1 protein-coding gene is annotated in these 579 nt (G+C 38.7%); it reads right to left on the bottom strand.

The window, feature by feature from the left end:
* A partial coding sequence (locus tag B879_RS23385) for a hypothetical protein (RefSeq protein WP_238542270.1) occupies positions 1-185 on the bottom strand: 185 nt, incomplete at its 3' end.
* Positions 186-579 lie beyond the last annotated feature (394 nt).

Consider the following 579-nt stretch of genomic DNA (forward strand, 5'->3'; position numbering starts at 1 on the left):
TCCTTGATCCGGATCCTGCGGAAATGGGTTTTAAGCAGCTCTTTATCGCCCCGATATCTGATCTTTTGGAATAAAAGGATATCAAGACATCTTTTCAAAAATGCAACTGCCTGAGCGGTAAAACGGTCATGCAGGGACTGCTTGGTAATGCTGATACCGAATTGCTCAAAGAGAAAAGAGGCCATATCCAGTAAGCTGAAAAATTTTCCTCTGTGATAAGAAAACATTAAGCTAAGCAGAAAACCGAAACCGTCAAGTTTGGATTTCCTGGTACAGAAACCGGTTTCCTGGGCGATTAGGTTAATGGCTTTTGGCTGAAAGACATCATGAAATTTTTCCCTTAAAATTTGTTTCTTTTCGAGTAAATTTCTTGGTTTTTTATCCCTTTTCTACGAAAAATGTTACTATATTTAAATAAAGAAAAAGGCGGAAAACGACCAAGTTGAGCCGCCTTTTTCAAAGAACTAAAAACTAATATAAATATGAACAAAAGGATGAAAGATCCCAAGGGGGATCTACGTTTTGTTCACAAATCAGCTCAGCCCAGTGGTTTTAGGGTCCTTAAACTGACGGCTATGG

Source organism: Cecembia lonarensis LW9 (assembly GCF_000298295.1).
In the GTDB taxonomy this organism is placed as follows: Bacteria; Bacteroidota; Bacteroidia; order Cytophagales; family Cyclobacteriaceae; genus Cecembia; species Cecembia lonarensis.